Annotated in this window: 25 protein-coding genes and 1 other RNA gene; 12 read left to right on the forward strand and 14 right to left on the reverse strand. The window is 62.2% G+C overall.

The genetic code is table 11. The annotated features are described in order from the left end of the window. Positions 1–175: 175 nt before the first annotated feature. From HX866_RS31880 to HX866_RS31895, 4 genes are all read right to left on the reverse strand, one after another. A complete protein-coding gene (locus HX866_RS31880; protein WP_177141112.1) occupies positions 176–1,393 on the reverse strand; it encodes a 2-octaprenyl-3-methyl-6-methoxy-1,4-benzoquinol hydroxylase in 1,218 nt (405 codons plus the stop codon). A 154-nt stretch (positions 1,394–1,547) separates the two neighbouring features. Further along, positions 1,548–2,735 carry a 2-octaprenyl-6-methoxyphenyl hydroxylase gene (gene ubiH, locus HX866_RS31885; RefSeq protein WP_177098179.1) on the reverse strand — a complete coding sequence of 396 codons (1,188 nt, stop codon included), beginning with the start codon at positions 2,733–2,735 and terminating at the stop codon, positions 1,548–1,550. Continuing rightward, on the reverse strand, positions 2,732–4,066 hold the full coding sequence (gene pepP, locus HX866_RS31890; RefSeq protein WP_177105064.1) for a Xaa-Pro aminopeptidase: 1,335 nt from the start codon (positions 4,064–4,066) through the stop codon (positions 2,732–2,734). The genes ubiH and pepP overlap by 4 nt, the downstream gene beginning before the upstream one ends. A gap of 31 nt (positions 4,067–4,097) precedes the next feature. Continuing rightward, the gene (locus tag HX866_RS31895) at positions 4,098–4,652 is read right to left on the reverse strand and encodes a YecA/YgfB family protein (protein WP_177098177.1); all 555 of its coding nucleotides are present in this window, start codon (positions 4,650–4,652) and stop codon (positions 4,098–4,100) included. A 146-nt stretch (positions 4,653–4,798) separates the two neighbouring features. Between HX866_RS31895 and HX866_RS31900 the strand changes: the two genes are divergently transcribed. The 4 genes from HX866_RS31900 to HX866_RS31915 all read left to right on the forward strand — a co-directional run bounded on the left by HX866_RS31900 (position 4,799) and on the right by HX866_RS31915 (position 6,227). Next, a complete protein-coding gene (locus HX866_RS31900; protein WP_121135421.1) occupies positions 4,799–5,008 on the forward strand; it encodes a TIGR02449 family protein in 210 nt (69 codons plus the stop codon). Then, complete coding sequence (locus HX866_RS31905) at positions 5,005–5,322, forward strand: cell division protein ZapA (RefSeq protein WP_100942080.1); 318 nt, start codon at positions 5,005–5,007, stop codon at positions 5,320–5,322. Before HX866_RS31900 ends, HX866_RS31905 begins: the two co-directional genes overlap by 4 nt. A 31-nt stretch (positions 5,323–5,353) precedes the next feature. Then, positions 5,354–5,532, forward strand: a non-coding RNA gene (gene ssrS / locus HX866_RS31910) — 6S RNA. 86 nt (positions 5,533–5,618) lie between these two features. Then, positions 5,619–6,227 (forward strand): 5-formyltetrahydrofolate cyclo-ligase, encoded by a 609-nt coding sequence (locus HX866_RS31915; RefSeq protein ID WP_177124310.1) that lies wholly within the window; start codon positions 5,619–5,621, stop codon positions 6,225–6,227. Positions 6,228–6,259: 32 nt separating this feature from the next. Here the strand turns inward: HX866_RS31915 and HX866_RS31920 are convergent, their stop codons facing one another. Next, the gene (locus tag HX866_RS31920; protein ID WP_177098175.1) at positions 6,260–6,418 is read right to left on the reverse strand and encodes a hypothetical protein; all 159 of its coding nucleotides are present in this window, start codon (positions 6,416–6,418) and stop codon (positions 6,260–6,262) included. 184 nt (positions 6,419–6,602) lie between these two features. On the opposite strand from HX866_RS31920, the gene HX866_RS31925 reads away from it, so the two are divergent. Further along, positions 6,603–7,052 carry an EVE domain-containing protein gene (locus HX866_RS31925; RefSeq protein ID WP_177098174.1) on the forward strand — a complete coding sequence of 150 codons (450 nt, stop codon included), beginning with the start codon at positions 6,603–6,605 and terminating at the stop codon, positions 7,050–7,052. 265 nt (positions 7,053–7,317) lie between these two features. Here the strand turns inward: HX866_RS31925 and HX866_RS31930 are convergent, their stop codons facing one another. Then, positions 7,318–7,734, reverse strand: a complete 417-nt coding sequence (locus tag HX866_RS31930; protein WP_177098173.1) for a flagellar basal body-associated protein FliL — start codon at positions 7,732–7,734, stop codon at positions 7,318–7,320. A gap of 156 nt (positions 7,735–7,890) precedes the next feature. On the opposite strand from HX866_RS31930, the gene HX866_RS31935 reads away from it, so the two are divergent. Together HX866_RS31935 and HX866_RS31940 are read left to right on the forward strand one after the other, a co-directional pair. Then, positions 7,891–8,868: an NADPH:quinone oxidoreductase family protein gene (locus tag HX866_RS31935; RefSeq protein ID WP_177098172.1), complete on the forward strand. Its 978-nt coding sequence runs from the start codon at positions 7,891–7,893 to the stop codon at positions 8,866–8,868. A gap of 110 nt (positions 8,869–8,978) precedes the next feature. After that, positions 8,979–9,572, forward strand: coding sequence for a flagellar basal body-associated protein FliL (locus HX866_RS31940; protein ID WP_177105066.1), 594 nt, complete (start codon positions 8,979–8,981; stop codon positions 9,570–9,572). An 18-nt stretch (positions 9,573–9,590) separates the two neighbouring features. Here the strand turns inward: HX866_RS31940 and HX866_RS31945 are convergent, their stop codons facing one another. From HX866_RS31945 to HX866_RS31955, 3 genes are all read right to left on the reverse strand, one after another. Further along, entirely contained in the window at positions 9,591–10,706 is a 1,116-nt protein-coding gene (locus tag HX866_RS31945; RefSeq protein ID WP_177141111.1) for an anthrax toxin-like adenylyl cyclase domain-containing protein, read from the reverse strand. Between the two features lie 188 nt (positions 10,707–10,894). Beyond that, positions 10,895–11,542 (reverse strand): gamma-glutamylcyclotransferase, encoded by a 648-nt coding sequence (locus HX866_RS31950; RefSeq protein WP_177098169.1) that lies wholly within the window; start codon positions 11,540–11,542, stop codon positions 10,895–10,897. 26 nt (positions 11,543–11,568) lie between these two features. Beyond that, on the reverse strand, positions 11,569–13,965 hold the full coding sequence (locus tag HX866_RS31955; protein ID WP_177098168.1) for a TonB-dependent receptor plug domain-containing protein: 2,397 nt from the start codon (positions 13,963–13,965) through the stop codon (positions 11,569–11,571). A gap of 307 nt (positions 13,966–14,272) precedes the next feature. Between HX866_RS31955 and HX866_RS31960 the strand changes: the two genes are divergently transcribed. Further along, the gene (locus HX866_RS31960) at positions 14,273–14,755 is read left to right on the forward strand and encodes a sn-glycerol-3-phosphate transporter (RefSeq protein WP_218179102.1); all 483 of its coding nucleotides are present in this window, start codon (positions 14,273–14,275) and stop codon (positions 14,753–14,755) included. 198 nt (positions 14,756–14,953) lie between these two features. Here HX866_RS31960 and HX866_RS31965 read toward each other — a convergent pair whose 3' ends face one another. The 5 genes from HX866_RS31965 to HX866_RS31985 form a co-directional block, all read right to left on the reverse strand. Next, complete coding sequence (locus HX866_RS31965; protein ID WP_177098167.1) at positions 14,954–15,922, reverse strand: CDP-6-deoxy-delta-3,4-glucoseen reductase; 969 nt, start codon at positions 15,920–15,922, stop codon at positions 14,954–14,956. Continuing rightward, the gene (gene ubiD, locus HX866_RS31970) at positions 15,922–17,388 is read right to left on the reverse strand and encodes a 4-hydroxy-3-polyprenylbenzoate decarboxylase (RefSeq protein WP_177098166.1); all 1,467 of its coding nucleotides are present in this window, start codon (positions 17,386–17,388) and stop codon (positions 15,922–15,924) included. The genes HX866_RS31965 and ubiD overlap by 1 nt, the downstream gene beginning before the upstream one ends. 129 nt (positions 17,389–17,517) lie before the next feature. Continuing rightward, the gene (gene rho, locus HX866_RS31975) at positions 17,518–18,777 is read right to left on the reverse strand and encodes a transcription termination factor Rho (RefSeq protein WP_177098165.1); all 1,260 of its coding nucleotides are present in this window, start codon (positions 18,775–18,777) and stop codon (positions 17,518–17,520) included. Between the two features lie 243 nt (positions 18,778–19,020). Continuing rightward, positions 19,021–19,347: a thioredoxin TrxA gene (gene trxA / locus HX866_RS31980; protein ID WP_177098164.1), complete on the reverse strand. Its 327-nt coding sequence runs from the start codon at positions 19,345–19,347 to the stop codon at positions 19,021–19,023. A gap of 149 nt (positions 19,348–19,496) precedes the next feature. Next, the gene (locus tag HX866_RS31985) at positions 19,497–20,198 is read right to left on the reverse strand and encodes a FadR/GntR family transcriptional regulator (protein WP_177098163.1); all 702 of its coding nucleotides are present in this window, start codon (positions 20,196–20,198) and stop codon (positions 19,497–19,499) included. Between the two features lie 254 nt (positions 20,199–20,452). Here HX866_RS31985 and HX866_RS31990 point away from each other — a divergent pair, with 254 nt between their 5' ends. Genes HX866_RS31990 through HX866_RS32005 form a run of 4 tightly spaced genes read left to right on the forward strand, consistent with a single transcriptional unit; the run spans position 20,453 to position 23,299 of the window. After that, positions 20,453–21,238, forward strand: a complete 786-nt coding sequence (locus tag HX866_RS31990) for a transporter substrate-binding domain-containing protein (RefSeq protein ID WP_177098162.1) — start codon at positions 20,453–20,455, stop codon at positions 21,236–21,238. A 24-nt stretch (positions 21,239–21,262) separates the two neighbouring features. Then, on the forward strand, positions 21,263–21,928 hold the full coding sequence (locus tag HX866_RS31995; RefSeq protein ID WP_177098161.1) for an amino acid ABC transporter permease: 666 nt from the start codon (positions 21,263–21,265) through the stop codon (positions 21,926–21,928). Beyond that, entirely contained in the window at positions 21,925–22,575 is a 651-nt protein-coding gene (locus tag HX866_RS32000; RefSeq protein WP_177098342.1) for an amino acid ABC transporter permease, read from the forward strand. The genes HX866_RS31995 and HX866_RS32000 overlap by 4 nt, the downstream gene beginning before the upstream one ends. Further along, positions 22,562–23,299, forward strand: coding sequence for an amino acid ABC transporter ATP-binding protein (locus HX866_RS32005; protein WP_177098160.1), 738 nt, complete (start codon positions 22,562–22,564; stop codon positions 23,297–23,299). The genes HX866_RS32000 and HX866_RS32005 overlap by 14 nt, the downstream gene beginning before the upstream one ends. Positions 23,300–23,422 lie beyond the last annotated feature (123 nt).

Consider the following 23,422-nt stretch of genomic DNA (forward strand, 5'->3'; position numbering starts at 1 on the left):
TGTTGCACAGGCCCCAGCCAGCGAGACCGTGCCGCCTGCATCGCCGGCAAGCCGGCTCCTACAAGGACCGTGGCACCAGGATATTCTGGGGTGATGCACAGTTCTGTGGGAGCCGGCTTGCTGGCGATGGCGTCCGGGCAAACGACACCAGGGACCGCGTCGGGCAAGACGGTATCTACGCCCTGGCCAACTCCGGCAGATCGCCCGTCAGCCCCAACGCCTGGCGCACGAATAACGCCTTGGCCTCGGGCATCTGCTCGACGCTCTTCAACCCGGTGTTACGCAACCAGCGCAATGCCAGCGAATCGGCCTGGAACAGCCGCTCGAAACCTTCCATCGCTGCCATCAAGCCCAGGTTGTGGGGCATGCGTCGTCGCTCGAAACGGCTCAACACCCGCACATCCGCCAGTCGCTCGCCACGTTCCCGTGCGTGCAGCAGCTCTTCAGCCAGCACCGCGGCATCGAGGAAACCCAGGTTCACGCCCTGGCCGGCCAACGGGTGAATGGTGTGCGCCGCATCGCCGATCAGTGCCAGCCCTTCGGCCACATAACGCTTGGCATGGCGCTGGCGCAACGGCACACAGAGCCGCGGGTCAGCCGAAATCACCGACCCCAGACGACCTTCGAAGGCCCGCTCCAGCTCACGACAGAACGCCTCTTCCTCCAGCCCCATCAGGCGCTGCGCCTGCTCCGGCGTGGTCGACCAGACGATTGAGCACCAGTCCTGCTGACCGTCGCGCTCCAGTGGCAGGAACGCCAGCGGGCCGTCATCGGTGAAGCGCTGCCAGGCGGTCATCTGGTGCGGTCGCGAACTGCGCACGCTGGTCACGATGGCGTGATGCAGGTAGTCCCACTCGCGGGTGGCGCAGCCGGCCAGGCGACGCACCGCCGAATTGGCGCCGTCCGCCGCGATCACCAGGGGCGAGCGCAGTTGCCGGCCATCGGCCAGGGTCAGCAGCCAGTCGTCGCCGGAGCGGCGCATCTGCTCCAGGCGGGCATTGGCCAGCAGGCCCATGTCGCAGTCGTGCAGGCGGTCGAGCAAGGCATCCTGGACCACCCGGTTCTCGACGATATGCCCCAGCACCTCGGCATGCACGCTGGCCGCCGAGAAATGAATCTGCCCGGTGCCGCTGCCGTCCCAGACCTGCATGTCGCGGTAGGGACTGGTGCGCCGGGCGCTGATCCCGTCCCAGACGCCGAGACGTTCGAGGATTCGCTGGCTGGCGGCGGACAAGGCGCTAACCCGTGGCTCGAAGGCGGACTGCGGGTCGAACGGCTTGACGCTCAGGGGGCTGCCGTCGAGCAGGAGAACTTCCAGCCCGCTGTCTTTCAACGCCAGGGCCAGGGCGCTGCCAACCATTCCGGCCCCGACAATCAGCACATCTGCGCGCATTTCCATGCTTTAAGCCTGTAGTAAAGAGTGAGCATGCCCCTTGTGGGAGCCGGCTTGCCGGCGATGGCAGACGGCGCGGAGCATCTGTTGCACCGCGTTATCGTTCATCGCCGGCAAGCCAGCTCCCACAGGGTTTGGGGTGTCGATACAGGCCCTAGACATCGGAACGGGTACCCAGGCCCATCGCCTGGCGGGCGAACCAGCGTTTGGCCGGCGGCAGCAGGTCGAGGCCCAGCAGGCCGATATTGCGCCCCAGGGCCACCAGCGGCTGGGCGTTGCCGAACAGGCGGGTCACCTGGTCGGAGAAACCCACGGTGAGTGTCTGGTCCAGGCGTTGACGCTCCTGATAAGCCTGCAAGGTGCTCAGGTCGCCCAAGGGTGCCGTACTCGACAGCAACGCTTCGGCCAGGGCCTGGGCATCACGCAGGGACAGGTTGAAGCCCTGCCCGGCAATCGGATGCAGGCTGTGGGCCGCGTTGCCGAGCACCACCAGATGGGCACGCACCTGCTCTTCGGCTTCCACCAGATGCAACGGGTACAGGTGCCGCGCGCCGACCTGGCGCAGGGTGCCCAGGCGATAGCCGAACACCCCCTGCAATTCAGCGAGGAAACTGCGCTCGTCCAGCTCGGCCAGACGCTGGGCGTCCATCCCCAGGCGCGTCCAGACCAACGCACAGCGATTCTCAGGCAGTGGCAGCAGGGCCATCGGTCCTTCGTCGGTAAAGCGTTCGAAGGCCATGCCGTGGTGGGCTTCGCTGGTGGTGATATTGGCGATCAAGGCACTCTGGTGATAAGGCCGCTTGCGCACCCCGATGCCCAACTGCTCGCGCAACCCGGAACGGCCGCCGTCGGCCAGGATCGCCAGGTCGCAGTCCAGCTGGGTTTCATCCCCCAGGGTCAGTCGATAGCCATCCTCCAGCGGTTGCAGGTGGGTGACCTCGGCCGGACAACGCCAACTGATCACTTCCTGGTCCAGCGCCTGCCACAGGCATTGTCCCAGCCAGGCGTTCTCCACCACGTAGCCGAGGGCCGGCACGCCCTCCTCCATGGCGGACAACCGCGCCGTGGAGAAACGCCCGCGGTCGGACACATGAATCTGCTTGATCGGCTCGGCCCGCTGGCTGATCGACTGCCACACACCCAGGCGCTGATAGATCTGCCGGGCACCGAAGGACAGTGCCGAAGAACGCGCATCGTAGCTGGGCTGATAACTGTCGCCGGGAGCGAACGGTTCGATCAGGGTGATCTTCCAGCCCCGGGCCTTGGCCCCGGCCTGCAAGGCCAACGCCAGGCTGGCGCCGACCAGGCCACCGCCAATGATCGCCAGATTGACCCGGCTCATGCCGCTTCGGTCCGGGCAGCGGCCATCAGCGCCTCGATCTCGGCCACGGTCTTGGGCACGCCGCCGGTGAGGATTTCACAGCCTTGCCGGGTCACCACCACATCGTCCTCGATCCGCACACCGATGCCTCGCCATTTCTTCGCCACGTTCTGGTTGTCCGGGGAAATATAGATCCCCGGCTCCACGGTCAGCGCCATGCCGACCTCCAGCACGCGCCATTGATCACCGACCTTGTAGTCGCCGACATCATGTACATCCATTCCCAGCCAATGGCCGGCACGGTGCATGTAGAACGCCTTGTAGGACTCGTCGGCGATCAGCTCGTCGACATTGCCCTGCAACAGCCCCAGTTCCACCAGCCCGGCGGTAATCACTTGCACCGTCGCCTCATGGGCCTGGTTCCAATGCTTGTCCGGGGCGATCTCGGCAAAGGCGGCTTCCTGGGAAGCCAGCACCAGTTCGTAGATCGCCTTCTGCTCCGGCGAAAAACGCCCGCTGACCGGCCAGGTGCGAGTGATATCGCTGGCGTAGCAATCGATCTCGCAACCGGCGTCGATCAGCACCAGGTCGCCGTCCTTGAGCACCGCGTCATTCTGCTGGTAATGCAGGATGCAGCTGTTGCGCCCGGCCGCGACGATGGAACCGTAGGCCGGCATCTTCGCCCCGCCCTTGCGGAACTCGTAGTCCAGCTCGGCTTCCAGGCTGAATTCATGCAACCCGGCGCGGCTGGCCTGCATCGCCCGCACATGGGCACGGCAGGAAATCGCCGCGGCCTCACGCATCACCTTCACTTCCGCCGCCGATTTATACAGGCGCATGTCGTGCAGCAGATGATCCAGGGCAACAAATTCGTTCGGCGGTTGCGCGCCGAGGTGGGCCTTGGAACGGATCACGTTGATCCACTCCATCAGGTGCCGGTCGAACTCCGGGTTGCTGCCCATGGCCGAATAGACCCGGTCGCGCCCTTCGATCAGGCCCGGAAGAATGTCGTCGATATCGTTGATCGGGAACGCATCGTCGGCGCCGAAGTCGCGGATCGCGCCCTCCTGGCCAGCGCGCAGGCCGTCCCAGAGTTCCCGCTCGACATTGCGCTCACGGCAGAACAGCAGGTACTCGCCGTGGGGCCGGCCAGGCATCAGCACGATCACCGCCTGGGGCTCGGGAAAGCCACTCAGGTACTGGAAATCGCTGTCCTGACGATAGACGTGCTCGACATCGCGATTACGGATCGCCACGGCGGCGGCCGGCAGGATCGCGATGCTGTTGGGTTCCATCTGCGCCATCAGGGCCTTGCGGCGCCGGGCGTATTCCGCTTTGGGGATATGAATCATGGGCAGATGGAGCTCCCTGTCTGAAGGCGTCTTAATGCAGAGAAGGCTTGGCAGCCGGTTCAGCCGGTTTGTTGACTTCGGTGAACAGCAGCAGCGGCGCGACCCGCAGGTATTCCATGACTTCCATATAGTCGTTTTCACCGTCGTCGGACTCTTCCAGGGCGTCCTGCACCTGGGCGATGGCCGCCAGGTCCTGGAGCACCTCGGTGGCCTCGACGCTCAGGGCGTTGGCGCGGTAGGTCAGGCCGAAACCGGCGAGGAAGCCCTGGCACCACTGGCCCAGCGCAATCGCACGCTCGGTCAGGGGCGCATCGTCGGTAGGCAGCAGCAGGACGACGGTCATGTCGTCGCTGGTCAGCTCGCCCTTGACCATCTCTTGCAGGCCGATCAGGGCGTTGCGCACGTTGTCCTGCGGTTCGCCTTCGAGCAGTTCGGCGGCGTCCACCAGCCAGCTGTCGGCTTCAAAGCCGGCACCGGCGCAACTGCGGCCGAGCAGCAGGCCGTGCAGCTCGGCGGGCGAGACAGGGTGACCGCTGGTGCTCAGCAGGGTGGCAAAGGCGTTATACGGGGAATTCTGAATGGGCATGGGCGGCTAGGCGCCAAGCGGCGCAATGTCTAGAATGAAGGCCTTGTATCCTAGCATTCGCGCACGAGCCAGACCATCGGCCGTCCAAACGTTTGCTCCGGGCTTTGCTTACTACCGCTCATCAGTCATATTTCAGTGGATACCCGATGGAAGACACCGACCTGCACGCGCTGATGGCCAGACTCGAACTGCTGATTACCCGGGTCGAGCAACTTAAAAGCCAAAATGGACTCTTACAAGCTCAGGAAAAGACCTGGCGCGAGGAGCGCGCAACCCTCATTGAAAAAAACGAAATCGCCCGGCGTAAGGTCGAATCGATGATTTCGCGCCTCAAAGCCCTGGAGCAAGACTCATGAGTTCAAGCAATAACGTGACCGTGCAGATCCTCGATAAAGAATATTCGATCATCTGCCCGCAGGAAGAACGCAGCAACCTGGTCAGTGCCGCTCGTTACCTGGACGGCAAGATGCGCGAGATCCGCAGCAGCGGCAAGGTTGTCGGGGCCGACCGCATCGCCGTCATGGCCGCGCTGAACATCACCCACGACCTGCTGCACCGCCAGGAGCGCCCGGATGTGCAGGCCAGCGGCTCGACCCGCGAACAGGTGCGTGATTTGCTCGATCGTGTCGATCTGGCGCTGTCCGCTGATCCGGACAACAGCAAAGGCTGATTCCTACAGCGAGTTTCGGGTATACTGACCCAACTCCCTGGAGTGCTTGCCAGTTGGTGATGTCCCTGAGCCGATTCGCAAAACCACGGGAGTTGCACGTTGGGGCCGGTGCGCATGTCCGCTAGACGGAAAGCCTTAAGGCCCCCTGCAACTTCCACCTTGAACTCTCGGGTTCAAGGGCTAAGCCGACAGCGGTACGTCGGGGAGCCTGATTTCAACCCAGTGCCGGCTATGACTGCCGGCGTTGGTGTTAACGAGTTGCCGTCCTGGCTGCTCGCTTGCCCAAGCCAGACACTATGACGACCGAACCTGCGCCGCCCTCCCGCCCGCAACTTCGACGACTGCTGCGCAAGGCCCGCCGCGCACTCAGCGCCAGCGAACAGCGCCAGGCTGCCCGCGGCCTGTACCGGCAATTGGCGCAACACCCACTGTTTCGCCGCGCCCGCCACATCTCCCTGTACCTGCCCACCGACGGTGAAATCGATCCGCGCCTGCTGCTGCGTGAAGCCCAGCGGCGCGGCAAGCACACCTACCTGCCGGTGCTGAGCGCCTGGCCGCGCACGCGGATGGTGTTCCAGCGCATCCGACCGGGGGAGAAGCTGCAGCCCAACCGGTTTCGTATCCTCGAGCCACGGGTCAACCTCGCCGCGCAACGCAAGGTCTGGGCCCTGGACCTGGTGTTGCTGCCATTGGTGGGTTTCGATGTGGAAGGTGGACGACTGGGGATGGGCGGCGGTTTTTATGACCGCAGCCTGGCGTATCTGGCCCGACGCCAAAGCTGGCGCAAGCCGACGCTGCTGGGACTGGCCCATGAATGTCAGAAAGTCGGGAAGTTGAATCAGGCCAGCTGGGATGTGCCACTACAGGGCACGGTCACGGACCGTGCCTGGTATTTCGCGCTATAAACGAATCGGCTGTGCAGCCGGAATCGCCGGGCTCAGCGCTTGAACAGGGTCGACTGTTGCGGTTGCTGCTGGACGATTTCCACCGGCGCGTCTTTTTTCCCGGACCACAGGCCCTGGGCATAGCCGGTAGTGACCACGCCTAAACCGAACAAAATCACCAAAATCCATAGTAAATCCGGTTTGCGTTTCATCGATTGCCCCCCTAGGCAAATGATCCACGATGACAGCAACGGTTTTCGTTATAGGCCGTGCAGCAGCGTCAAGCTTAAAATCCCGGCATTTTGCGATAACGTGAAGCACTACGCAAACGCTGGCGTCAACCGACTGTCGGTTAATGTGACAAATTGCCCGACAAATTGCCCAAGGAGCAAAACCATGGCCTATTGGCTGATGAAATCCGAGCCCGACGAACTGTCCATCGCAGGCCTGGCCAAGCTCGGCGAGACGCGCTGGGATGGCGTGCGCAATTACCAGGCGCGCAATTTCCTGCGGGCGATGGCGGTCGGTGATGAGTTTTTCTTTTATCACTCCAGTTGCCCGGAGCCGGGGATTGCCGGGATCGGCAAGATCGTCGAGGCGGCCTATCCGGACCCCACCGCGCTGGACCCTCAAAGCCATTATCACGACCCCAAGGCGAATGCCGAGAAGAACCCCTGGAGCGCGTTGCAGGTCGGGCATGTGCAGACGTTCGGCAAGGTCCTTGGGCTGGGCTACCTGAAGCAGCAGACCGAGCTGGCGGAGATGCCGCTGGTGCAGAAAGGCAGCCGCTTGTCGGTGATGCCGGTGACGCCGGAGCAGTGGGCGGCAGTGCTGGCGTTGCGTTGAGGCGGCTGACGCCATCGCGAGCAAGCTCGCTCCTACAGGGGGCTTCGGCAGCACGATACTTTTGTGGTGAGACTCGGGCCTGTGGGAGCCGGCTTGCTGGCGATGGCGTCAGTAAGAATACCGCCAGACTCAAGGGCCTCATCGCTGGCAAGCCAGCTCCTACATGAGACCTCGGCAGCACGATACTTTTGTGGTGAGACTCAGCCCTGTAGGAGCCGGCTTGCTGGCGATGGCGTCAGCAAGCACGCTGCAAGACTCAAGGGCCTTACTGAACAATCAGGTTATTGAACAGCAGGTCCTCGACCACCGGCTTGCCGGTTTCGTCGTTCATCACCTGCTGAACCTGCTTCAGTGCTTCCTGGCGCATCTTTTCCTTGGCGTCGACGTTGCTCATCGAATCCACGGTCTGCTGGGCGAACAGCGCCACCAGCTGGTTACGGATCAACGGCTCGTTGGCCTTGACCGCCTTGGCCGCTTCCTCGCCGGTCACGCGCAAGGCCACATCGGCCTTGTAGACCTTGAGTTTCGGGCTGCCATCGAGGCCATAGTTACCGACGAACGGCGGCGTCAGGCTGATATAGGCGACTTTCGGGCCCGCCGCTTCCCCTTCCTTGGCTTCTTCCGCAGCCACTGCCGCCAGCGGTAGGGACAGGGCCAACATCAACATGATCAACGCTTTCACAATTCGCTCCTTATCCGGTTTGCGGCCTAGCATAGCGACCCACACCGCCGCGCCCAAGCAAAAGCTTATGGCGGACTATCAGGGTGGGGCATGCTCGTTGACCCTTCGACTCACACACCTACACTTATCGGCCATCACTCCCAAAGGAATAGCCCGATGAAAGCCGTGCTCTGCAAAGCCTTCGGCCCCGCCGAAACGCTGGTGCTGGAAGAGGTCGCCAGCCCGGTGCCCGCGAAGAACGAGATCCTGCTGCAGGTGCACGCCGCCGGAGTGAATTTCCCGGACACCCTGATCATCGAGGGCAAGTACCAGTTCAAGCCGCCCTTCCCGTTTTCCCCGGGTGGCGAGGCGGCCGGCGTGGTCGCCGCCGTGGGCGAAAAGGTCAGCCACCTCAAGGTCGGCGACCGGGTGATGGCCCTGACCGGCTGGGGCAGTTTTGCCGAAGAAGTGAAGGTGCCCGGCTATAACGTACTGCCGATCCCCGCCGCCATGGACTTCAACACCGCCGCCGCCTTCAGCATGACCTACGGCACCTCGATGCACGCACTCAAGCAACGTGCGCAGTTGCAGCCAGGGGAAACCCTGCTGGTGCTCGGGGCTTCCGGGGGCGTGGGCCTGGCCGCCGTGGAAATCGGCAAGGCCATGGGTGCCCGGGTCATCGCCGCCGCCAGCAGCGCCGAGAAACTCGAAGTGGCCAAGGCCTTCGGCGCCGACGAACTGATCAACTACAGCCAGGACAATCTCAAGGATGAAATCAAGCGCCTGACCGACGGCAATGGCGTCGACGTGATCTACGACCCGGTCGGCGGCGACCTGTTCGACCAGGCCATCCGTTCCATCGCCTGGAACGGCCGCCTGCTGGTGGTGGGTTTTGCCAGCGGCCGCATCCCGGAACTGCCGGTCAACCTGGCGCTGCTCAAGGGCGCGTCGGTGGTCGGCGTGTTCTGGGGCTCGTTCGCCCAGCGCCAGCCCCAGGACAACGCCGCCAACTTCCAGCAATTGTTCAGTTGGTACGCCGAGGGCAAATTGAAGCCGCTGGTGTCGCAGACCTATCCCCTGGCGAACGCCGCCCAAGCCATCAACGACCTGGCCCAGCGCAAGGCCGTCGGTAAAGTGGTGGTGCAGGTGCGTTGAGACGCCGATAACAGTTTCACCCAGCGGGATGCCTGAATACCGCTATATTTTGCCCATGGTCGAGGCGCGCTCATGATGAGCGCGCCCCCGCACCCCCGCGAGGCAAATCCATGATCAAACTGCTACAGACCCTGCTCCCCGGCGTGCTCGCTTTCTCCGCGCTGATCCTCGCCACACCGGCCATGGCCCATAAGGAAGTCGGCTTGAGCGATGTCACGGTACTGATCGTCCGCCATGCGGAAAAACCCGACCAGGGCCGCGGCCTCAGCCCTGCGGGAGAACACCGGGCCCAGGCCTACGCCAGCTACTTCGACCCCTTGGCGCTGGACGGCGAGAAACTGACCCCGCAACGCCTGATCGCCACCAGTGACAGCAAGGAAAGCGACCGGCCACGCCTGACCCTTACCCCGTTGTCGCAACGCCTGAACCTGCCCATAGAACAACCCTACGCCGACGAAGAGGTCGACAAGCTGGTCAAATCCCTGGGCAAGGACAACAGCGCGCCGGTGGTGCTGATCGCCTGGCACCACGGGCATATCGACAACCTGATCGAGGCCTTCGGCGGCGATGCGAAAAAACTCACCGGGCACAAGCACTGGCCGGAGGACGTGTATGACTGGTTGATCGTGCTGCGCTTTGATCACAAGGGTCAGTTGATCGAGTCCCGCAGCGAGAAAGTCCAGGAACCGCCGTTTCCCGGATGACCCGGCCGAGGCACTGCGCTAAACCTCGTAGTGCCCTTCCCGGCTCACACTGAGCCCCAACTGACGGTGCCAACCCGGGTTCAATCCCAGCACGTATTCGAAACTCAACAAACTGAGCAACTGCTTCAGGTCGTGCACATTACGGGCGCAATAGGCCTGGGCATGGGGAGTAAAGAACAGGCAGGGAAAATCAATATCCGAGACCAGCGGACGCCCCGCCTCATCGCTGTGATGCACCACATCTCCGCCCTGATAACCTTCTGCGCGAACCGCGCTGTTCAAGGCCGTCCTGAGCCCGTTGATACGCGGCGTGATGTTGCCCAGGTGCGGGTCCTCATGCTGGATAAAAGACCTCAGCCCCTGGCGCAAGCGATCACTGCCCGGCACCCGGCGATGGTCCGCCCCGGAGCGGGAATAACGGCTGCGTCGGGGGAAAACCGCCCACAGGTCATAATCACAGGTTGTCGCGGCCCGATAGGTATTGCGCACCTCAGCCGGACAGTAGGGGTCGACGATGGCCATGACCGGAAGCAGGCTCGCCCGGTCGGGCGCCTGATTCAATCCCGTCAAGCTGTTGGACAGGCGGCTCTCGCCCGGCCCATAAAACACCCCCCACAACCCCTCGCCCTTGGCGCCCGCAACGGAAGTTGTATGTTTCAAAATAAAATTCATGGCGACCCCCGACGGGCCGAGTGCTGTATAACGCATTTCATGACCATTGCTGCCGACCAGGGTCATGCACTTGAGTTTATCTACCAGGGCATGACGCCGATGTTCAGTAATATATAACGGTGTTTCACCGCCCCCTGAATTCACCGCCCCTTGCAATGCGCTTCGCTGACTCGCCAGGTCAGGGTTCTTGGTAAACCTGGGGTCCGCCAGAACAAAACCCGCCATCGGCCCCCAAGTGCAACTTTTGGCCTTATTGTGAAAGCCTTTGGTGGCATAACTTTCCAGCAACAGGCCTGTGGCACAAGGCCCCACGGCGCGCACGGCGATGACACTTTCTTGAGCATCGGCCACTCGTTGAAAGGCCCGGCCATGCTGGATTGGCATGCCAGTGCTCATGATGGCTGATAACCCACGCACTATATTCAGTTTCATATGAAACTTCACTCGACGGCAAAAGGTCACCCGTTATAGCACCGAGCACTCTCAGCAATGAACGTGAATAATGAAACAATTCTTGAGCCCACAAACAGTCAACCAATATAATCACCCCATTAACATTCAACTGTTGCGCCGATATCAAATAGCGCTTTCGAAGACGGTACAAATGGAGTGTTATATTTCCCTATGCTTCTTTGAATAAGGGCGCGCTATTAATGCGAGGCCGAGCGGCAGCGTTTGAGGCGCGCTTCCAGATTGCGATCCGGCATGGCATGGCTGCGCAAGGCGCTGGCGGTCTGCTCGACATAGTCGCGGGTGGTGCCATAACGCCCGCAGGCACTTTCGAGGACCTGGTTCAGCACATGGTCCGGCAGGTTACCGGCATAGCTGGGCAGGTGTCGCTCAAGCACAAAACCCAGCGCCTGCACCGTCTGCCCCGTGGCCAAGCGGCAATTGAGCCAGTGCGGCCGATAGGACGGCACCGGCATCTCCCGCTGCCACAAGGCATAGAGCGACGCCTCCAGTTGATCATCCGGCAGCCGATAGGCGAAACCGCTACAGGAGCCGCCGCGATCCAGGCCGAACACCAACCCCGGAAACTCCGGCGTGCCCCGGTGTTCATGGGACCACAGGTACAGGCCCCGGTGGTAACCGTGCACCCGCCCACGTACCCGCTCTACGGCGGAGCACTCGGGACGCCAGATCAACGAGCCATAGGCGAACAGCCAGACCGGTCCGCCCTTGTGCAGGGCCATGGTGGCCTGCATGGAGCAGAGCAGTTGCTCGTGGGTCAGTTGCGCCCCCAGGTCCAGGCGCGGCGGATAGGCCAAACTCGACAATGCAGGATCGATGGCGGTCATGGCGGGTTGCGCGGGGTTCCTGATCATTACCAGTTGTAAGTCACTTTACCGTAATAAAACGCGCCGCTGTAACCGTACGGCGAAAAAGTGCTGTAGGCCAGGTTGCCACCGACGTTGCCAAAGGCGTTGATCTTCTCCGGGTATTTGTCGGTGACGTTGTCGCCGCCCAGGGTGAAGACCCACTGCTTGAGCTTGTAGTCCGCCGCCAGGTCCAGCAGCCAGGCCGCCTTGAAGGTCTGGTCATTGGCCGGATCCGCCTGATAGCTGGTGAACGAGCCGTAACGCGTCAGGTTGCTGTGCAACACCCAGTTGCCGTAGCTCAGGTCGTTGCCCAGGGCCAGCTTTTGGCGCGGCGTGCTGTCACCCAGCAGGCCGAGTCGTTCACGACGATCCACCCGTACCAGGTTGGCGCCCAGTTGGTTGAGGATCGCCGGGTTGTCTTTGACGTCGGTGACCTGGGTACGGTTGTAGTTGTAGCCCACGGTGCTGTTCCAGCGCACGCCGTTATCCAGTTGGTAGCGATAGTTGGCCACCAGGTCGATGCCGTCAGTGCTGGTGCTGGTGGCGTTGGTGAAGTAACGCACGCTGTTGGAGGAGATGTTGCTGACACCATTGGCCTGCAGGTAGTTGAGCGCCGCGGCGTTCAAGGTCAGGTTGGACGACAGACTGATACGGTTGCTGATATCGATGCGGTAGACATCGGCGGTAATCGTCAGGTTATCCGTCGGCTCCAGCACCAGGCCAAGGCTGTAGTTGTGGGATTTCTCCGCCTTCAGCGGCTCGGCACCCAGCAGGCGCGCCACTTGGCTGTCGGCTTTGAAGACCCCGGTGTCCTGGATGGTCGAGCCGACCAGCTGCGACGAGGTGAAGGCAAAGTTCTGCTGGGCCAGGGACGGCGCACGGAAACCGTTGGAAATACTGCCGCGCAACGCCACCTGTGGGGTGAAGTCATAACGCGCCGACAAGGAGCCACTGACGTTGGAGCCGAAGTCGCTGTAGTCCTCGTGCCGCACCGCCGCCGAAGCGCTGAGTTTCTCGGTGAAGTTGGTCTCCAGATCCAGATACTCGGCGAAGTTGTGCCGCGAGTAGCTGCCGGCGTCTGTCTCACGGAAGCCGCCCAGGCCCGAGCTGCCGGTCTGGTAATAGGATTCCGGCTGACCGGCACTGACCTGATAACCCTGGCGCAGGTATTCGCCACCAAAGGCCACGGACACCGGATACGGCAGCCAGCCGAGGCTGAATTCCCGTGACAGGTCCAGGCTCAGTTGGCGCTGATCGTTGCTCAGGGCGCCGTTGTCGAACTTGCGCGGACTGTTCAGGCCCAGCGAGGTGTTGATGGTCTCGGTGTTCAACTGGTACTGGTTCTGACCGTAGTTGGCCGACAGGTCGTAGTGCCAGTCATCCGCCAGCAGGCCACGCAGGCCGACCACCAGGGAGGTGTCCTGAAGGTCGCCGCGAATCAACGGCAGGTAGCCATTGGGGAAGATCGCCGGAATGTTGTTCGAGGCATTGCTGGCGCGATAGAACCCGGCGGTCTCACCCCGGCGCTTGCTGTAACCACCGAAGCCGTAGAGCTCGACGGCATCGTTGAAGCTGTAGGCGGAGTTGAACTGGAACTTGCCTTCGTCGGTGGCCGGCTCGCCCTGGCGGAATACCTGTTGGCCGTAGGTCGTCGAGCCGACGCTCGCGGGCCGCAGGTCGGTGCCGGCACGGTTGGTGTAATCGTTGTCGGCGCCTTCGCCGGAAACATTGAAGAAGCCATTGTCGCCCAACGCAAAGCCGGTGTTGCCCGAGAGCTGACGCTGGATACCGTCACCTTTCTTGTACTCGCCGAACTTGCTGGTAATCGAGCCGCCGTGATCGTCTTTCTTGAGGATGATATTGATCACCCCGGCGATGGCATCGGAGCCATAACGCGCGGACGCGCCGTCACGCAGCACCTCGATGTGATCGATGGCCGACAGCGGGATTGCATTCAGGTCTGCCGGTGCCGAGCCTCGGCCGACGGCCCCACCCAGGTTGACGAAGGCGCTGGTGTGGCGACGCTTGCCGTTGACCAGCACCAGCACCTGATCCGGTGACAGCCCGCGCAATTGCGCCGGGCGCACCAGCTCGGCGCCGTCCACCAGGCTTGGGCGGGGGAAGTTGATCGATGGAATCAGTCGCGCCAGTACCGTGCCCAGTTCATCCGAGCCGCTGCTGCGCAGGCTGTCGCCGCTGATCACATCGATGGGCGAGAGCGACTGGCTGGCCGTGCGCTCCTGGGAACGGGTGCCGGTGACGATGACCGTGTCGAGCTTGGGTGTTTCGGCCGTTTCCGTCTCGGCGGCGGCTGTAGTACTGAAAGTAAAGGCGCTGGCGGCGGTCAGCAAATGTGCCGACAAAATCGCCGTGTACAACCGTTGTTGCGTGTTGCTCCCCATACCGCTCCCCTTTGAATCCAAGGTCGAGGCGTCATGCCCCGAGTTCGCACAATCGGTCCGTGTGGCGAACGGTGTCGGTCATTGTGTTGTTGATTGGCAGATACAAAGCCGGTGGCCCGATAGGTATATATCCTAATGTTCTGTAACAAATAAATTAAATATCAAAATCGTATAACGATAAGCTAAACACTGCGTACGGGAAAACCCCTACAGAGACTTCAGAGGCCACGGTCTGATAATCCGATTTCGACTTACGTATAACGGCCGCCTACTTCAACCGCTACGTTTTCACCAGGGGCCAATGAGCATGAACCCATCCTTCCTGACCCGGGCCTTGTGCCTGTTCCTGCTGGCGCCCGCCGCCTGGGCGTCGAACACTTCGGACACGACTGACAAGGGCTTCTGGTACCTGCAGACGAGCGTCGTTACCCGCCATTTTTCGCCGGATCCGGAGCACAACAACCACCAGGACCTGATCGGCCTGGAGCGCAATGAGGCCTCGGGGTTTCTTTACGGGGCGGCGACGTTTCGCAACTCGTTCAGCCAGCGCTCGTACTACGCCTATGCCGGCAAGCGTTTCGACAGTGCCAGCTATCCGGTGTACCTGAAGGTCACAGGCGGCTTACTGCAAGGCTACAAAGGTGAATATCGCGACAAGATTCCGCTGAACCAGCTGGGCGTTGCGCCCGTGATCATTCCTTCCGTCGGCGCGCATTACGGACCGGTGGCGGCGGAGTTGGTGCTGCTGGGGTTCAATGCGGCGATGATCACCACGGGGGTGCGTTTCTGAGAGAGTTGCAGTGCCCTTGAGCCCTCCTGTGGCGAGCGGGCTTGCCCGCGCTGGGGCGCGAGCGGCCCTAAAATCGGCAACCGCGTCCTATCAGATAGACCGAGATGGTCGGTTTTGCGACTGCTTCGCAGCCGAGCGCGGGCAAGCCCGCTCGCCACAAGACTGTGCTCGGTTTTAAACGGCCTTGACTGACCGGCATTAAGGCCTTGGTGCGTAGGCAAACACATCGGCACGCATCTGGTGCGCATCCATCCCGGCATTCACCAGCGCGTCCAGGGTCGCGTAGATCATGGCCGGCGAACCGCTGGCATAGACACTCACCCCTGACAGGTCGGCAATGTCTTCGCGAACCGCTTCATGCAGCATGCCGCAACGCCCTTCCCAGCCACACAAATCGCTGACCACCTTGTGCAGGAACAGGTTCGGCAACTGCTTCCACTCTTCCCAGTGCTCCAGCGTGTAGAAATCCTCGGGCCGACGCACACCCCAGTACAAGTGCACCGGGTGCTGGAAGCCATTGGAGCGGCAATGCTCGATCAGGCTGTTCATCTGCGCCATGCCGGTTCCCGCCGCGATCAACACCAGCGGTCCATCGGGCAACTGGGCCAGGTGAGTATCGCCAAACGGCAGTTCGACCCGCGCCATGCCGTTGCGCTGCAACTGCTCGATCAAGCTCTGGGCACTGGCTTCACGGACCAGCACATGCAGCTCAAGATCACGCCCGGCGTGGGGTGCCGAGGCCAGGGAAAACGCCGACTTCTCGCCGCTGTCGCGCTCGATCATCAGGTACTGCCCGGCGTGGTAACGCGGCGGCTTGCCCGCCGGCGCCCGCAGGCGCACACGCCAGACATCGCCACCGATCTCGGCACATTCGATCAACTGGCAGGCCAGCTTTCGCACCGGCAGTTCTCCTTGCGCAAGCACGCCATCCCACAGGACCACACAGTCTTCCAGGGGTTCGGCAATACAAGTGTAGAACTCGCCATGATCACGCACGTCACCGGCCTGCGCGACCCGCCCTTCCACCAACAACGCCGCGCACACATGGCAGTTGCCATTGCGACAGCTTTGCGGGCAGTCATAACCCAGGCGCCGGGCACCGTCGAGAATCCGCTCGCCGGGCCGTATTTCAAGCACGGCACCGGACGGCTGCAAGGTCACACGCATCAATCTATTCCTAACTGATTCCAAATGGCGTCGACCCGGCGGGTCACGGCCTCATCCTTGACGATCACCCGGCCCCACTCACGTGTGGTCTCGCCGGGCCATTTGTGCGTGGCATCGAGCCCCATCTTCGAACCCAGGCCGGACACCGGCGAGGCGAAGTCGAGGTAGTCGATCGGCGTGTTATCGATCATCACCGTGTCGCGCTTGGGGTCCATGCGCGTGGTGATGGCCCAGATCACGTCGTTCCAGTCGCGGGCGTTGATATCGTCGTCGGTGACGATAACGAACTTGGTATACATGAACTGTCGCAAAAACGACCAGACACCCAACATGACGCGCTTGGCGTGGCCCGGATACGACTTCTTCATGGTCACGATGGCCATGCGGTACGAGCAACCTTCCGGCGGCAGGTAGAAGTCGGTGATTTCCGGGAACTGCTTCTGCAGGATCGGTACGAACACTTCGTTCAGCGCCACACCGAGAATTGCCGGCTCATCGGGTGGCCGACCGGTGTAGGTGCTGTGGTAGATCGGCTTGATCCGGTGGGTGATGCGCTCCACGGTAAACACCGGGAAGCTGTCGACTTCGTTGTAATAGCCGGTGTGGTCGCCGTATGGGCCTTCCGGGGCCATCTCGCCCGGATGGATCACGCCTTCCAGGACGATTTCCGCCGACGCCGGCACTTGCAGGTCATTGCCACGGCACTTGATCAGCTCGGTGCGGTTGCCCCGCAGCAGGCCGGCAAAGGCGTATTCGGAGAGGCTGTCCGGCACCGGGGTGACGGCGCCGAGAATGGTCGCCGGGTCCGCGCCCAGGGCCACGGACACCGGGAACGGCTGACCCGGATGCTTCTCGCACCACTCGCGGTAATCCAGCGCACCGCCACGGTGGCTGAGCCAGCGCATGATCACCTTGTTGCGGGCGATCACCTGCTGGCGATAGATGCCGAGGTTCTGGCGGTCCTTGTTCGGTCCCTTGGTGACCGTCAGGCCCCAGGTGATCAGCGGCGCGACGTCGCCCGGCCAGCAATGCTGCACCGGCAACTTGCCGAGGTCGACGTCATCGCCTTCGATGATGATTTCCTGGCAAGGCGCGTCCTTGACCACCTTGGGGGCCATGGCAATGATCTTGCGGAAGATCGGCAGCTTGGACCAGGCGTCCTTGAGCCCCTTGGGCGGCTCCGGTTCCTTGAGGAACGCCAGCAGCTTGCCGATTTCCCGCAGCTCGCTGACCGCCTCGGCGCCCATGCCCAGGGCCACGCGCTCAGGCGTGCCGAACAGGTTGCCGAGCACCGGGATATCAAACCCGGTGGGCTTTTCGAATAGCAGCGCCGGCCCCTTGGCCCGCAGGGTGCGGTCGCAGACCTCGGTCATTTCCAGGATGGGGGATACCGGAACCTGGATGCGCTTGAGTTCGCCGCGCTGTTCCAGGCCGCTGATAAAGTCGCGCAAGTCGCGATACTGCATGCGTGAGCCTCGTAGATCCGTGGCGTTCGGGGTGGGCAGTTTACCCGGTTCGTCCTGATACCGCGCAATCGAACAACACCCGGACAGCAAAAAGCCGGGTTTCCCCGGCTTTCTGCGGTCCTGCTCGACTTACTTGCGTTTCATCGACAGGAAGAACTCATCGTTGGTCTTGGTCTGTTTCAGCTTGTCGATCAAGAACTCGATGGCAGCGACTTCATCCATGGGATGCAGCAGCTTGCGCAGGATCCACATGCGCTGCAGCTCGTCGTCGGCCGTCAGCAACTCTTCGCGGCGGGTGCCGGAACGGTTGATGTTGATGGCCGGGAAGACGCGCTTTTCAGCGATCTTGCGGTCCAGGGGCAGTTCCATGTTGCCGGTACCCTTGAACTCTTCGTAGATCACTTCGTCCATCTTCGAGCCGGTTTCAACCAGCGCGGTGGCGATAATGGTCAGCGAACCGCCTTCCTCGATGTTGCGCGCGGCACCGAAGAAACGCTTCGGTTTCTCCAGGGCGTGGGCGTCGACACCACCGGTCAGGACCTTGCCGGAGCTCGGGATCACGGTGTTGTAGGCACGGGCCAGACGGGTGATCGAGTCGAGCAGGATGACCACGTCTTTCTTGTGCTCGACCAGGCGCTTGGCCTTCTCGATGACCATCTCGGCCACTTGCACGTGACGGGTCGGTGGCTCGTCGAACGTCGAGGCAACCACTTCGCCGCGCACGGTGCGCTGCATTTCGGTCACTTCTTCCGGGCGCTCGTCGATCAGCAGAACGATCAAGTGCACTTCCGGGTTGTTGCGGGTGATGTTCGCCGCAATGTTCTGCAGCATGATCGTCTTGCCGGCTTTCGGCGGCGCCACGATCAGGCCGCGCTGGCCTTTACCGATCGGAGCACAGAGGTCGATCACGCGACCGGTCAGGTCTTCGGTGGAACCGTTACCGGCTTCCATCTTCATGCGCACGGTCGGGAACAGCGGGGTCAGGTTCTCGAAGAGAATCTTGTTCTTCGCGTTTTCCGGACGATCGAAGTTGATCGTGTCGACCTTGAGCAGAGCGAAATAACGCTCACCTTCCTTCGGCGGACGGATCTTGCCGACGATGGTGTCACCGGTACGCAAGTTGAAGCGGCGGATCTGGCTTGGCGAGACGTAGATGTCGTCCGGGCCGGCCAGGTAGGAGGCGTCCGCAGAGCGGAGAAAGCCGAAGCCGTCCTGGAGGATCTCCAGCACGCCATCACCGGAGATTTCCTCGCCGCTTTTCGCGTGCTTTTTCAGCAGGGAGAAAATCACATCCTGCTTGCGCGAACGGGCCATATTTTCTATGCCCATCTGTTCGGCCAATTCGAGCAGTTCGGTAATCGGCTTTTGCTTGAGTTCAGTCAGATTCATATAGGAATGACGTAATCATTTATGGAGGGGGGAGAAATTAAGCTTTTGGCTTAATGAGGCCGCGCCGCAGAGAAGGCGACAGGATCGCGTACTTATTCGAAATGGAGTGCGTCGGCGACGGCTTGCAGGGGGCAGTGGAGAAACCAGTGCGGGGCCGAATGTAACACCTGAAATTCTGGACGTCTAGCCCCTTGGAACGAAAAAAGCCCCGCTATTTGCGGGGCCTTTTTTGACGACGCCGAGTTACAGGTGGGCGTCGAGGAAAGCGGTCAATTGCGACTTGGACAGTGCGCCGACCTTGGTCGCTTCAACGTTGCCGTTCTTGAACAGCATCAGGGTCGGGATACCACGCACGCCGTGCTTGGCCGGGGTTTCCTGGTTCTCGTCGATGTTCAGCTTGGCGACGACCAGTTTACCGTGGTAGGTGGTGGCGATCTCGTCCAGAACCGGGGCGATCATCTTGCAAGGACCGCACCATTCAGCCCAGTAGTCGACCAGTACAGGGTGCTGGGCCTTGAGAACTTCCGCCTCGAAGGAAGCATCGGTGACGTGCTTGATGTGTTCGCTCATGGAAGTCTCCGTGATTATAAGCAGAAAAAAACGTGGCCCATCATAGCCGGCCTTCCTACGTACAGGAAGCTACAGTTGATTGAGTCTAACTATGACAAATCATTAGTTTGGGTATAGCCAATACGGCCCCCGGGTACAAATGCCAATAGTCAGCTGGGCGTGACGAAGGCAATGCCGGTGCGCAGGGCCGCATTGCGCACATGCTCCTGCATCGCCTTCTGGGCCGGCCCCGAGGCCCGGCGCGCCAGGGCGCGGAGGATCTTGCGGTGTTCCTGCCAGGTTTCCATGGCCCGCTCCGCCCGGATGAACGGCAACTTCTGGCTTTCCAGGAACAGCTCGGCACTGGCACTGAGGATGCCGGCCATCGCCTGGTTACCGCTGGCCAGCAGGATGCGTCGGTGAAAGTCGAAATCCAGCCGCGCGGCCGCCTCGAAATCCCCGGCCTTGAGTTCCAGGCGCAGGGCCTCGACGTTGTCCTGCAAGGCATCCAGCTCATCGGCGGTCAGGGTCACCGCAGCCAAGCCGGCGGCAAAGCCCTCCAGGGCATAGCGCAACTGGAAGATATCCTCCGCCGAGGCCTGGGCGGCGAACGGCCAGGCCAGGCCGCCGGCCATCGGCACCAGCTCCACCGGAGCCTGCACAAATACGCCCTTGCCCGGCTGCACGCTGATCACCCCCAGGGCACTGAGGGACGACAAGGCCTCGCGCAGCGACGCCCGGCTCACCCCCAACCGGAGTGCCAGGTCGCGCTGCGAAGGCAGCACGTCGCCGGGGCCGAAGCCTTCGTCGGCGATCAGTTTGCGGATGGCTTGCAGCGCCACTTCCGGGACGGCACGGGAGATCGAATTCATTGTTTTTTTCAGCTGTCGGTCCGGGAAAGCGCTAGTTGTAAAGCTATTGGCGAGCTACGGCAAGTCACGCCCAGCACTGGGTCAGCGTCACGAATGAATGCTCGATAAGAGGGCGAAAAGCCCTCCAACTGTTCAGACCAGTAAGACCATGAAAAGCCCCGCCATACCAGCAGGAGCCTGGCTTGGGGCAAGTGTGGCATGGGCTGTGCACTGCCCCAGGACAGAGATCACCCTTCTGGATTCGGAGAGTTGCCATGACCAAACGCCGCAGCGCCCTGCTCACTGCCCTGTTGGCCAGCCTGATGCTGAGTCAGGCTCCCGCCCACGCCAATGGCCTGGACGACATCATCGCCCGGGGCACCCTCAAGGTCGCCGTGCCCCAGGACTTCCCGCCGTTCGGTTCGGTCGGCCCGGACATGAAACCCCGCGGCCTGGACATCGACACCGCAAAACTGCTGGCCGAGCAACTCAAGGTCAAGCTGGAACTGACCCCGGTCAACAGCACCAACCGCATTCCGTTCCTCACCACCGGCAAGGTCGACCTGGTGATTTCCAGCCTCGGCAAAAATGCCGAGCGGGAGAAGGTCATCGACTTTTCCCGGGCCTATGCGCCCTTCTACCTCGCGGTCTTCGGCCCGCCGGACGCCAAGATCGAAGGCCTGGCTGACCTCAAGGGCAAGACCATCAGCGTCACCCGTGGCGCCATCGAAGACATCGAGCTGACCGCCGTGGCGCCCGAAGGCGTGACCATCAAGCGCTTCGAGGACAACAACACCACTATCGCGGCTTACCTGGCCAAGCAGGTCGACCTGATTGCCAGCGGCAACGTGGTGATGGTCGCCATCGCCGAGCGCAACCCGAAACGCATCCCCGCGCTGAAGGTCAAGCTCAAGGACTCTCCGGTCTATGTCGGCGTGAACAAGAACGAACCGGCCCTGCTGGAAAAAGTGAACCAGATCCTCGCCACGGCCAAGGCCGACGGCAGCCTGGAGAAGAATGCCCAACTGTGGCTCAAGCAACCGCTTCCGGCCGATCTCTGACCGCGTTCGCCTGAGGTCCGCTCCATGGCTTATCAGTTCGACTTCATGCCGGTGCTGCACAACGCCGACCTGCTCTTGCGCGGCGCCCTGTTCACCCTGGAACTGACCGCCATCGGCACCTTGCTCGGGGTCAGCCTGGGCATTGTCGGGGCGGTGGTCAGGGCCTGGCAGATCCGGCCCTTCGCGGCGATTTTCGGCGTCTACGTCGAATTGATCCGCAACACGCCATTCCTGGTGCAGCTGTTTTTCATTTTCTTCGGCCTGCCGTCCCTCGGCCTGCAGATTTCCGAATGGCAGGCCGCGGTACTGGCGATGGTGATCAACCTCGGCGCCTATTCCACGGAGATCATCCGTGCCGGCATCCAGGCGATCCCGCGCGGGCAACTGGAAGCGGCGGCGGCGCTGGCCATGAGCCGCTTCGAAGCCTTTCGCCATGTGGTCCTGCTGCCGGCGCTGGGCAAGGTCTGGCCGGCCCTGAGCAGCCAGATCATCATCGTCATGCTCGGCTCGGCGGTGTGCTCGCAAATCGCCACTGAGGAGTTGAGTTTTGCCGCCAACTTCATTCAGTCGCGCAACTTCCGCGCCTTCGAAACCTACACCCTGACCACCTTGATCTACCTGGTCATGGCGCTGCTGATCCGCCAGTTGCTGAACTGGCTGGGCCGCCGCTACATCACGAGGAACCGCTGATGGATTTCACCTTCTGGGACATCCTCAACAACCTGCTGGTGGGCCTGCAATGGACCGTCGCCCTGTCGCTGACGGCGTTTGTCGGTGGCGGCCTGATCGGCCTGCTGGTGATGGTGCTGCGCATCAGTGACAACGGCTTTGCCCGGGGTTGCGCCCGGGCCTACATCGAGCTGTTCCAGGGCACGCCGCTGCTGATGCAACTGTTCATGGTGTTTTTCGGCGTGGCCTTGCTCGGGGTGGATATCTCGCCCTGGCTGGCGGCGGCCCTTGCCCTGACGCTGTTCACCAGCGCCTATCTGGCGGAGATCTGGCGCGGTTGCGTCGAGTCGATTCCGGGCGGCCAGTGGGAAGCCTCGGCGAGCCTGGCCCTGAGCCCTTACGAACAACTACGTCATGTGATCCTGCCGCAGGCCCTGCGCATTGGCGTGGCGCCGACCGTGGGCTTTTCGGTGCAGGTGATCAAGGGCACCGCCGTGACCTCGATCATCGGCTTCACCGAGCTGACCAAGACCGGCGGCATGCTCGCCAACGCCACCTACGAACCCTTCATGATCTACGGCCTGGTAGCCCTCGGTTATTTCCTGCTGTGCTACCCGCTGTCCCTCAGTGCCCGTTACCTGGAAAGGAGACTGCATGCCGCTTCTTAGAGTTTCAGCCCTGCATAAGTATTACGGCGACCACCATGTGCTCAAAGGCATCGACCTCAGTGTCGAGGAAGGCCAGGTGGTGGCGATCATCGGCCGCAGCGGCTCGGGCAAAAGCACCCTGCTGCGCACCCTCAATGGCCTGGAGTCGATCAACGACGGGGTGATCGAGGTCGACGGCCACTACCTGGACGCCGCCCGCGCCGATTTGCGCACCCTGCGCCAGACGGTCGGCATGGTGTTCCAGCAGTTCAACCTGTTCCCACACCTGAGCGTCGGCGAAAACGTCATGCTGGCGCCCCAGGTGGTGCAGAAAGTGCCCAAGGCCAAGGCCGCCGAGCTGGCGCGGCAGATGCTCGAACGGGTCGGCCTGGGGGAGAAATTCGACGCGTTCCCGGAACGCCTCTCCGGCGGCCAGCAACAGCGCGTGGCGATTGCCCGGGCCCTGGCGATGTCGCCCAAGGTGCTGCTGTGCGACGAGATCACCTCGGCCCTGGACCCGGAGCTGGTCAATGAAGTGCTCAGCGTGGTCCGCCAATTGGCGAAGGAAGGCATGACCCTGATCATGGTCACCCACGAAATGCGCTTCGCCCGGGAAGTCGGCGACAAGCTGGTGTTCATGCACCAGGGCAAGGTGCATGAAGTGGGCGACCCCAAGGTCCTCTTTGCCAACCCGCAAACCCCGGAACTGGCGAACTTTATCGGCAGCGTCGAACCGCCGGCCTGAGCACGCGATCCCTCTGTAGGAGCAGCTGGTCGACGCTCGATTGCTCGCGATAAGGCCCTGAATCCTGCGATGCTCTTGCGGCCGCCATCGCCGGCAAGCCGAGCTCCTACAGGACCGCGTCTC

Source organism: Pseudomonas gingeri, from assembly GCF_013386165.1.
Taxonomy (GTDB): Bacteria; Pseudomonadota; Gammaproteobacteria; order Pseudomonadales; family Pseudomonadaceae; genus Aquipseudomonas; species Aquipseudomonas gingeri_C.

Excerpts from the sequence above, each read along its gene's own strand:
- HX866_RS31995 (WP_177098161.1), top strand. The coding sequence starts at position 21,263 with ATGGCTTATCAGTTCGACTTCATGCCGGTGCTGCACAACGCCGACCTG.
- pepP (WP_177105064.1), bottom strand. The coding sequence starts at position 4,066 with ATGATTCATATCCCCAAAGCGGAATACGCCCGGCGCCGCAAGGCCCTG.
- HX866_RS32005 (WP_177098160.1), top strand. The coding sequence starts at position 22,562 with ATGCCGCTTCTTAGAGTTTCAGCCCTGCATAAGTATTACGGCGACCAC.
- HX866_RS31905 (WP_100942080.1), top strand. The coding sequence starts at position 5,005 with ATGAGTTCAAGCAATAACGTGACCGTGCAGATCCTCGATAAAGAATAT.
- ubiH (WP_177098179.1), bottom strand. The coding sequence starts at position 2,735 with ATGAGCCGGGTCAATCTGGCGATCATTGGCGGTGGCCTGGTCGGCGCC.
- HX866_RS31955 (WP_177098168.1), bottom strand. The coding sequence starts at position 13,965 with ATGGGGAGCAACACGCAACAACGGTTGTACACGGCGATTTTGTCGGCA.
- rho (WP_177098165.1), bottom strand. The coding sequence starts at position 18,777 with ATGAATCTGACTGAACTCAAGCAAAAGCCGATTACCGAACTGCTCGAA.
- HX866_RS31960 (WP_218179102.1), top strand. The coding sequence starts at position 14,273 with ATGAACCCATCCTTCCTGACCCGGGCCTTGTGCCTGTTCCTGCTGGCG.
- HX866_RS31895 (WP_177098177.1), bottom strand. The coding sequence starts at position 4,652 with ATGCCCATTCAGAATTCCCCGTATAACGCCTTTGCCACCCTGCTGAGC.
- HX866_RS31925 (WP_177098174.1), top strand. The coding sequence starts at position 6,603 with ATGGCCTATTGGCTGATGAAATCCGAGCCCGACGAACTGTCCATCGCA.
- HX866_RS31990 (WP_177098162.1), top strand. The coding sequence starts at position 20,453 with ATGACCAAACGCCGCAGCGCCCTGCTCACTGCCCTGTTGGCCAGCCTG.
- HX866_RS31965 (WP_177098167.1), bottom strand. The coding sequence starts at position 15,922 with ATGCGTGTGACCTTGCAGCCGTCCGGTGCCGTGCTTGAAATACGGCCC.
- HX866_RS31940 (WP_177105066.1), top strand. The coding sequence starts at position 8,979 with ATGATCAAACTGCTACAGACCCTGCTCCCCGGCGTGCTCGCTTTCTCC.
- HX866_RS31900 (WP_121135421.1), top strand. The coding sequence starts at position 4,799 with ATGGAAGACACCGACCTGCACGCGCTGATGGCCAGACTCGAACTGCTG.
- HX866_RS31950 (WP_177098169.1), bottom strand. The coding sequence starts at position 11,542 with ATGACCGCCATCGATCCTGCATTGTCGAGTTTGGCCTATCCGCCGCGC.
- HX866_RS31880 (WP_177141112.1), bottom strand. The coding sequence starts at position 1,393 with ATGCGCGCAGATGTGCTGATTGTCGGGGCCGGAATGGTTGGCAGCGCC.
- HX866_RS31985 (WP_177098163.1), bottom strand. The coding sequence starts at position 20,198 with ATGAATTCGATCTCCCGTGCCGTCCCGGAAGTGGCGCTGCAAGCCATC.
- HX866_RS31935 (WP_177098172.1), top strand. The coding sequence starts at position 7,891 with ATGAAAGCCGTGCTCTGCAAAGCCTTCGGCCCCGCCGAAACGCTGGTG.
- HX866_RS31915 (WP_177124310.1), top strand. The coding sequence starts at position 5,619 with ATGACGACCGAACCTGCGCCGCCCTCCCGCCCGCAACTTCGACGACTG.
- trxA (WP_177098164.1), bottom strand. The coding sequence starts at position 19,347 with ATGAGCGAACACATCAAGCACGTCACCGATGCTTCCTTCGAGGCGGAA.
- ubiD (WP_177098166.1), bottom strand. The coding sequence starts at position 17,388 with ATGCAGTATCGCGACTTGCGCGACTTTATCAGCGGCCTGGAACAGCGC.
- HX866_RS31920 (WP_177098175.1), bottom strand. The coding sequence starts at position 6,418 with ATGAAACGCAAACCGGATTTACTATGGATTTTGGTGATTTTGTTCGGT.